8 protein-coding genes are annotated in these 9129 nt (G+C 58.5%); all 8 read right to left on the reverse strand.

Annotated elements, in window-relative coordinates:
* Positions 1-1642: 1642 nt before the first annotated feature.
* The 8 genes from AACH06_RS29615 to AACH06_RS29650 all read right to left on the reverse strand — a co-directional run bounded on the left by AACH06_RS29615 (position 1643) and on the right by AACH06_RS29650 (position 8530).
* Positions 1643-2068 (reverse strand): hypothetical protein, encoded by a 426-nt coding sequence (locus tag AACH06_RS29615; RefSeq protein ID WP_341429429.1) that lies wholly within the window; start codon positions 2066-2068, stop codon positions 1643-1645.
* Positions 2069-2551: 483 nt separating this feature from the next.
* Positions 2552-2896, reverse strand: a complete 345-nt coding sequence (locus tag AACH06_RS29620) for a hypothetical protein (RefSeq protein ID WP_341429430.1) — start codon at positions 2894-2896, stop codon at positions 2552-2554.
* 551 nt (positions 2897-3447) lie between these two features.
* Complete coding sequence (locus AACH06_RS29625; RefSeq protein ID WP_341429431.1) at positions 3448-3945, reverse strand: hypothetical protein; 498 nt, start codon at positions 3943-3945, stop codon at positions 3448-3450.
* A 1513-nt stretch (positions 3946-5458) separates the two neighbouring features.
* Complete coding sequence (locus tag AACH06_RS29630) at positions 5459-5848, reverse strand: ankyrin repeat domain-containing protein (RefSeq protein WP_341429432.1); 390 nt, start codon at positions 5846-5848, stop codon at positions 5459-5461.
* A gap of 502 nt (positions 5849-6350) precedes the next feature.
* Positions 6351-6773: a WapI family immunity protein gene (locus AACH06_RS29635; RefSeq protein WP_341429433.1), complete on the reverse strand. Its 423-nt coding sequence runs from the start codon at positions 6771-6773 to the stop codon at positions 6351-6353.
* A 63-nt stretch (positions 6774-6836) separates the two neighbouring features.
* Entirely contained in the window at positions 6837-7385 is a 549-nt protein-coding gene (locus AACH06_RS29640) for a hypothetical protein (protein ID WP_341429434.1), read from the reverse strand.
* Between the two features lie 117 nt (positions 7386-7502).
* Positions 7503-7997, reverse strand: coding sequence for a hypothetical protein (locus tag AACH06_RS29645; RefSeq protein ID WP_341429435.1), 495 nt, complete (start codon positions 7995-7997; stop codon positions 7503-7505).
* 23 nt (positions 7998-8020) lie between these two features.
* Entirely contained in the window at positions 8021-8530 is a 510-nt protein-coding gene (locus tag AACH06_RS29650) for a GNAT family N-acetyltransferase (RefSeq protein ID WP_341429436.1), read from the reverse strand.
* Between the last annotated feature and the right edge of the window lie 599 nt (positions 8531-9129).

Raw genomic sequence — 9129 nt, forward strand, 5'->3', positions numbered from 1 at the left:
CCTCGTGCGCTTGGCCGTCGTCCCCAGGCCCAGGCTGTGTTGTTTCATGCGCCATATCGTCTCAGCACTTCAGCTTCCCGCCAAGCACCAGGCCGCGCGATTTCTGCAGACCTTCCCTAAAGCTCAAGATTCGATAGAGGTATTGAGATGATGTGGTCGCCATACGCTGCATTCAGTGAGGGCTAACGTTCGACGTAAGGGGCTGGCCGCAGGCCAGTCCCCTTGACGGAGTGGTTAGGCAGAGCGGGTAGGGCACCGAAATGCCTGCAACGCAATGCTATAACCGACATGCATTTCAAGCCCGGTGGCACGGCGAGGCAGTGACTGGCAAAGCAGAGTGTTTGCATAACAAGTGCTACGACGCTGGCCGGACGAGACGAAGGATTTCAGCCACCTCGGCAGAGCGCTGAAAGCTCGCCGTGGTCGAGATGGCCCACAGAGTACCACCGGCGCTGACCACGCAGAGCAACTTGCGGCCTTGGCATGCTGCCAGGGCCACCCACATGTGCCCAAGCAGACTTGAATACGGCTTGAACCGCCACGGCCCGTGCGCCGGCCGCCGCAGGACGGACAGCCCACGCTGACGGTTGAGTCACCACCAGAAGGCTTCGTTGTGCGATCGCGCCTTTACCCAACTGCAGTCTTTGATGCCTAACGTTCGACGTAAGGGGCTGGCCGCAGGCCAGTCCCCTTGACGGAGGGGTTAGGCATTAATGGTGGAATCAACTGTACGAGCTGATTCGCTTGGCTTGCTAAGGGCAATAAAGATCGAGCCAACTGCCTGTATGACCATGAGAAGGATCACCGCCAGGTAGAGCCAGATCAAGAGAAGGCCTGGCCACTGCGCAGTTGGCGCCGCCACCAGACATACGGGCAACGGAGCAAAGGCCACCCCTTCTCCAGTGAAGGCTGACGGCGCCAGCAATCCAACGGCAACGGCAGCCCGAAAGAACAGCCGGAAGTATGGACTCGCAATGGAACTCGAAGTTCGCCAAACCCTCACCAGAATGAGCAAAACCGCGGCGAAGTAGAGGAGAGTAAAAACAGCGTGGAGCATTGTGTAGCAATGACTGACCTCACGTCGAGGTTGTAAGGCCTAACGTTCGACGTAAGGGGCTGGCCGAAGGCCAGTCCCCTTGACGGAGGGGTTAGGCTGAGGCGACCCGGAGTGAGGGCCACCAAGACGGTACACCACTGCCCCAGCAATGGAGGCAAGAACGGCAGGAACCGAAAGAATAGTGAATGCCTGAGTAGGTGCTCCCGAGAGCCTCCCCGTGTTCGCGAGAAAAAAGACCATGTAGAGCAACCACCACGGGACCAGCGTCGCGAGGCCGCAAACCAAAGTGAATGATGGGAGCGATTCCTGCTTGAGCCGACGAAGCACAAGAAGAGACGGCATTACAAAGAAGAAGAGAGTGGCGTAACTAAAGGGGAGCAGAGCCGCAAACACGAGAATCGGGGGAATGCCTCCTACGAGCGATGCAATGCCGGACGAAACAACCGAAATAAGCAATGGAGCGAGGCCCGCAGAGACCACCTGCGTACGCTCCCGTATCGACCACGAATCGACTGACACATTCGGCCTAACGCTCGACGTAAGGGGCTGGCCGCAGGCCAGTCCCCTTGACGGAGGGGTTAGGCATCACCAGGTTTCTCCGTGATGCGTGGAAGAGATTCGCTCGACGACTTCGCCTTGCGCCTCAGCTTCTTTGATTAGATTTGCCTCCACACTCCAGTCGAGAACACGTCCAACAAACGAAATTTTCCCCTCCATCAGCCAACGTCGAGCAAGCGCCTTGGCTTCGTTGTACCCGGGCTCAGTTGAGTAAGATCTTTCGCGTAGATCGCCTGGCGGACCAACTTGAAAGTGAGCAGGGAACTCAATTCCTTTCGGCTCGTAGTATGCGGCCGCGAATGCGCTCGGAATCAGCAGAACGAGCTTCGAGGCCAAATTGAAGGAGACACCCGACTCGCGCAAAATGACTTCGATCTCGTCGAGGTTGTGACGGTGAACGAGTTCGAGGGCGGTAGTTTCAACTAGACCGTTCATGTAGCAGGAGTCGCTCATCTTGATGCCTAACGTTCGACGTAAGGGGCCTGCCGAAGGCGGGTCCCCTTGACGGAGGGGTTGGCCGTCACCGTTGGCAGAGGTGCGGACCGCGACACGAATTTGAATGACTGGCGCATGGCTGAAGCGCTCAAGTTACCAGATTGCCGCCGAATGCCTGCCTACCAGCGGCCTTGGGTGAATATTGGACATGCACCCGCTGAGGAGACAGCGACAGACAACCGGCTACGGTGCGACCTGGTGGGCTGCCAAAGACGGCACCCAATGCAGATGCGAGGGCCGCAGCAGAGACAGGCTGGGCTTGCTCCTTGCTCACACTGACCAACTCGACATCGACGACTGGCATTTGACGGCTAACGTTCGACGTAAGGGGCGGCCGCAAGTGGGCGAAGCCCGCTTGTGGACGTCCCCTTGACGGAGGGGTTAGGCATCATCGCGTTCCGCTGCTTCATGAAGAGGGACAGAAGACCCGGCGAGTAATGCCTACGGGCGAAAGAAGCCAGAACAAACATGGCAACCCAAACACCCACCGAAGTAGAAGTTGTGCACCTGGCAGAAGCCTGCACTTGAAGCTGGCCAGTAGCCCTCCTGGCAATAGGTGAGGTCAGAAAACTCTGGGCCCAGAGCAGATGCCAGACCGTGGGCTGCGCCATAGCCAAGGGGAGCTGATATTTGCATTTGCCTGTCGATTCGTATCGCGGCCGAAACGGCCTTGCGCAACTCGATCTCGGATGGAAATACGTGCTGAAGCCGTACGAATGAAATCGCCTTCTCTCTCATTTCAGGACTGACCTTCGCCCAGACGGTAAAGGAGATGGGCACTTCCATCGTTGATGCCTAACGTTCGACGTAAGGGGCCTGCCGCAGGCAGGTCCCCTTGACGGAGCGGTTAGGCAAAAGGGCCAGAGCAGCGAGATGCCCGGAACGCAGTGCCACAACCGACATGTATTTCAAGCCCGGTGGCTCGACGAGGCAGCGAATGGTAAAGCAGAGTGCTTGCATAACAAGTGCTACGACGCTGGCCGGACGAGACGAAGAATTTGAACTGCCTTGGCAAAGCGCTGAAGGCTCGCCGTGGCAGAGGTGACCCACAGAGTACCACCGCCGCTGACCAGACAGAGCAACGGGCGGCCTTGGCATGCTGCGGTGGCCACCCACTTGTGCCCAGGGAGACTTGAATACGGCTTGAATCGCCGCGGACCGTGCGCTGGCCGCCGAAGGACGGACAGCCCGCGCCGACGATGAAGCGGGCGCCCAGAAGCCGTAGACATGTCGCTGAGACTTCACCAGCATGCTGCCTTCTGATGCCTAACGTTCGACGTAAGGGGCGGCCCGCTTGCGGGACGTCCCCTTGACGGAGGGGTTAGGCGGCAGCGTGCCTATGGCTGCTGTCGTGACTCTTTCCATCGATCGAGAGCGCTAAAGGCTTCCGTGACATGTGGCCCTACATTGCGTTCAAGTCTTGAAGGTAGATCTTTGAACGAAGCGCAAAGGCCCCTCAATTCGTCTTCTGGTAGGGCTTGCAGCTGCATGGAGATTTCAAGCGTTGTCGCGGCATTGAGTGCACGTATTGGGTCTACGCCAGGTCGGGGTGGCAACATGACAGAGGCAATGTCTTTCATGTATTGGTCGACTCTATCCAATTGCTCCTGCTTCCGGCTCTTCCATTCTTCGTAAACGGCTTGTCGAGCGGCCGTTCCCAACGGATCAGCCTTCTTGCATTGAAGAAGCACGATGCTTAGCTGCTGCTGCCAGGCAGACAGGACGCCAAGATAGGCCATGACTCGCTGTGACTCATCTCGAATTGATGAGGGCGCGACTTGGCAATGACCGCTCCCTGCCGACAACAACATGAGGATCGCGACGAACAGCTTCATTGGGTCTGATTTCATGCCGCTTAACGTTCGACGTAAGGGGCCTGCCGAAGGCAGATCCCCTTGACGGAGGGGTTAGCCGTCACGCTGCCTGTGCTCTTCTTAGTCATCGGGCGGATTCTCCTCGCGAGTCCATGGGGATCCTATAGAGCTTCGCCAAGCACTCCAGCCCGCTGGAAGATCTGCGATCTGGCCGAGAGTGAGATCTCTTTCGAAGACACAGCCAAGACAGAGGATCACGCACTCTTCAGGCTGTTCAGTGGTTGCGTCTAGGAACTGCCAATCTCCATCCCAGTCATGAGAAACCTGCAGCACCGGAAAGTGCTCCCGAGCAACCTTCGATGTGCAGTAGGTTGCCGTATTGACCGCATCACTGAACGGCCAGTTGGCGAAGACGTGGGTGTGTTCTGGCATGACGGCTAACGTTCGACGTAAGGGGCCTGCCGAAGGCAGGTCCCCTTGACGGAGGGGTTAGCCCGCTGCGATTGAAGCAAGCCAACGATGGCTGGAGTTTGCCACCCCCAGGCTTGGCTGGCTACGCGGGTTGGCCGCGAGAGCGGGCTGCTACGGTGGCAGGGCAGAGACTCGGTGATTGAGGTATTTCCTTCCCGCTTTGGCCGACTGCTCAGACCTTGGCCCACAAGCAACCGAACACCTGTTGCTTTGCCGAAGGCTCCCTTCTGACTCCCATGACCACGCAGGCCACAAGAACAATGAGTTTGACCGGCCTGGCGACGGCGAAGACCAGTCGTGACGCAGCTGAGCAGCAGGGGTGTGGGGTGGGCCAGACTCGTTCGGGCCTGCCCCACACGCCTGATGCGTGGAGGCCGAAGGAACCAGTTCAAAGCGAACGTGCCCTCGCGAGCATCAGGCGAAGTCTGTTGCGGCCCAGGCTGACCAGCGCGGGCATTGGTATCGGCGCGAACCACCGTCGATGACCAAGCAAGCCAACCCGACATTCGCGACCCCTGCTGCGGGCTAACGTTCGACGTAAGGGGCTGGCCGCAGGCCAGTCCCCTTGACGGAGCGGTTAGGCAAAGCGAGTGGGGCACCGAGATGCCCGGAACGCAACGCCGCAACCGGCATGTATTTGAGGGCCGTTGGCCAGACGATGCAGTGACTGGCAAAGCAGAGTACTTGCATAACAAGCGCTACGACGGTGGGCGGCTGGGACGAAGGATTTCAGCGACCTTGGCAAAGCGCTGGAAGCTTGCCAAGGCAGAGATAGCCCGCAGAGTACCACCGGCCGTGAACAACGAGAGCGATTCCAGCGACCGTGGTGTGCTGCTGAGGCCACCTACATTTGCCCAGGCTGACTTGAATACGGCAGGAGCCGCCACGGCCCGTGCGCTGGCCGCCGAAGGACGGACAGTCCGCGCCGACGATGAAGCTGGCACCCAGAACGCGTTGACATGTCGCGGAGACTTCACCAGCCTGCTACTTTCTGAAGCCTAACGTTCGAGGTAAGGGACTTGCCGCAGGCAAGTCCCCTTGACCGATGGGTTAGGCATCGGCCTCACCTGAGAGACTCCAAGTACTCGACAACGTTGCTGTTCGAGTACCGCTTTGCATAGTCGAGGGCAGACAACCCCAACTTGTCCGTCGACTCGATGTTCGCGCCCTTGCTGACAAGCAGTTTGACCATCTCAAGGTGGCCGCGCTTGGCGGCCTTCCATAGTGGGCGAATGTGCGTGCGCTCCGACGCACCTTCTACGTTGGCGCCATGCTCAAGCAACGTAGCAACGGTTTCAAGTTGATTTTCCTCCGCTGCAGCCACTAGCGCCCAATTGGGAGGGTCTTTGTCTTCTGGATATTCCGCGGCCAACTCGGCCAAATGGACAAGAAGCGCCTGTGTGTCTCCAGCCTTTGCGAGAGCATAGAGCTTGGTGAACGACCGCAGCGACACAGGATGCCTAACGTTCGACGTAAGGGGCGGCTTGCGCCTTGGCGCAAGACGTCCCCTTGACGGAGGGGTTAGGGCGCAGGGCAGATATGCTCGATGTAGGAAGGCGGTAGGCGCGAGACTGGGCAGCAAGCCGACTTAGCAACCCGGCTTCTGGGATGAAAGTCGCAGGCCTATCAGGCATTTTGACCAGTCTCCGATTCACTCGGCCTTGAGTCAGTGATCTTCTTCTTGTAGTCAAAGGGAACTCGGCGGCTACCAAGAGCAAGTAAGACGAGTGTTGCCAAGCCTCCTAGGGCAAAGCTTGCCACATCGAACCAGATTGGCGTGAACGGGAGCCAGAAGCGACACGCGATTAACCAAAGAACTGGAGCCACCAGTATGACCACAAGGATCACACGAAGAAGCTGCACCATTCCGCTGCGGGCTTCGGCGGTACGAACCATGAGCGACCTAACGTTCGAAGTAAGGGGCTGGCCGCAGGCCAGTCCCCTTGACGGAGGGGTTAGCCGGCATTCTTGCGCACCCACGGCTCGGCGACTGCAGCGCTAAGCTGAGAAGGCTCGAATTCAAAGCCGAACGAAACCGAATCCCAACTGACTTGGTTTTCGCCTTGAATGAGATGTCCCGTGGTGCCCTGCACGGCGAGATGGCCTCTAGAAGAGACGGCAAGGACCTTTAGATCGAGTTCATTGGGCGACATCGAGGTAAGCCTGGCCTCACCCCTTAAGGACCGTTCAAGCTCGACGAGACCGATGGCAAACCGATGAAGGTCCTCGGTATGGACCCACAAGTCGTTTTCACCCGCGTAGCCGCTCGAGCGAACACGCAGGACTACCACCGAACCATTGACGCTCTGGAGGGAGACGTCTTCGAAGACGGGCACATCCATCTCGAAGAAGCTGTCACCTTGGGCAAATCGCAGCATTTGTATGACGGCTAACGTTCGACGTAAGGGGCCTGCCGCAGGCCGGTCCCCTTGACGGAGGGGTTAGGCTGCATCGCGCAGCGCTGCCAACGCTTGATTTACTCGCTTTGTCCAACCTCTCGATTCCTTGCGCTTAGCAGGGTTGGCTGCGATGCGTAGTAGCGCGGTTTGGGCCTTCAGCAGCAGATTGGCCGGCGGGTCGAAGTTGAGGAGGTTGGATGCTGACGAGGCTTCCGGCAGGTGCGTGACCAAGGTGCGGGTGACGATAGCATGAAGAACTAGCGCAGCGGCTAGGACCTGATCGGCCTCGCGAGTACCTTCCCATTCGATGGGCTCCGAGTAGGTTTCTCGCATGACCTCCTCGAACTCGGACCAGTGTTCGTTATCGCTACCCGGTGTAGCTTTGGCGGCTGCTATCCGCTGTTCAATCTCTTCAGGGCTGAGACTTACGAAGTTGCTGCCTGACTTGACGGCGTTCTCGAACCTGTCGTACTCCTGAAAGACCCTCGCGAACTCAGCGGCGACGGCGCTTAAGTCACCAGCGGTGACAAGAACGTCCCACAGATCGCACCCAGAGTCATTCTCGAGCAAACCATTTCCCCAAGCTCCCATGGCTCCTCCAGACAGAATGCGAAAGCGTGTTGATGCGGCCTAACGTTCGACGTAAGGGGCGGCCCGCTTGCGGGACGTCCCCTTGACGGAGGGGTTAGGCCAGGGCTTCATGAGCGCTCATTCCTTGGTGGTGCCTGATGAGAACGGATTCTTCAGGTAGCTCGCCGCTACCTCGATTGCACTATCTCCGGTCTTCTTTGCGACGCTCTCGAGAAGCTCCTTGCCCTTTTGCTTCCAGTAGGCTTCGGGCACTTTCGCGTACTTCAGTGATGCGCGAAGCATCTCGAGTTGCTGAAGACGATGCTTGACTCTGATCTTCAGCCTGAGATCTCTTCGATCGATCGCCTTGCCGTCGAATCCTTCAATGAAGCCGTGGCCCTTGATGTTGTTGTTCAAGAATGTGAGGGTTTTTGCCTGAAGCACAGCATGTTTGTGCATGTTGTCCTCGCCATCGGCATAAACCTCAGCTTGACTTGACGTGTCGTAGGGCTGATCGACGATCTGTGCCACCGACAACTCCCATTCCTTCCACTCGGCATACAGCAGCTCGAACTCAGCCATGACCCAGGCGTGATTTGGGTTGACGATTTCAAGCTTCTCGATCTGCTTCATAAGACCTTTCCTCGCTGAAGGGCCTAACGTTCGACGTAAGGGGCTGGCCGCAGGCCAGTCCCCTTGACGGAGGGGTTAGCCGTCTGGCTGGCCTTGGGCAGAGCCTTGAAGTAGATGAACTCGGGATCGCCTTCGTCAAGGTTTTCAATGATGCCACTGCGCGTGAAGCCGGCTCGTGAAAAGAGGTGCTGTGCTGGCCCATTGGAGGCATTGGCACTGTTGAACAGCTTTGCGGTGTAGCACTGGAGCTCAAGCTCTCTCAACAGAGCCAAACCGACCCCATTGCCATGGTGCTCTGTTGCGACGCAGATCAACGGAATGAACCCGTTGCCAAAGAAGCTGTACTCCAACATGGCAAAGCCAAGCGGCCGACTACCGGCCACGGCGAGAAGACAGGAGTTCTGTTGAACCATGCGGCGCAGCTCGAGCCTTCGGCTCTCGTGGACCTTGGAGTGCGGATCACATTCGTAGAGCAGCGGCAGATCGGCTTCGACCGCTCGACGAAACGACAGATCTGCGGCGGCGGCTGACATAGACGGCTAACGTTCGACGTAAGGGGCTGGCCGCAGGCCAGTCCCCTTGACGGAGCGGTTAGGCAGAGCGGCGGGAGGACCGAAATGCCCTGAACGCGGTGCCACAACCGACATGTATTTCAGGCCGGGAGGCCCGAAGAGGCAGTGACTGGCAAAGCAGAGTGCTTTCATAACAAGTGCTACGACGCTGGCCGTACCAGACGAAGGATTTCAACGACTTCTGCGATGCGCTGAAAGCTCGCCGAGGCGAGAGATTGCCCACAGAGTACCACCGGCGGTGACCAGGAAGCGCGGTTCCAGCGAGCGTGGTGTGCTGCTACGGCCACCTACATATGCCCAGGCTGACTTGAATACGGCTGGAGTCGCTATGGACCGCGCGCTGGCCGCCGGAGGACGGACAGCCCGCGCCGACGATGAAGAAGGCGCCCAGAAACCGTAGACATGTCGCTGAGACTTCACCAGCCTGCTGCCTTCTGATGCCTAACGTTCGACGTAAGGGGCTGGCCGCAGGCCAGTCCCCTTGACGGAGCGGTTAGGCAAAGCGAGTGGGGCACCGAGATGCCCGGAACGCAACGCCGCAACCGGCATGTATTTGAGGG

Source organism: Ideonella lacteola (assembly GCF_038066555.1).
Taxonomy (GTDB): domain Bacteria; phylum Pseudomonadota; class Gammaproteobacteria; order Burkholderiales; family Burkholderiaceae_C; genus Ideonella; species Ideonella lacteola.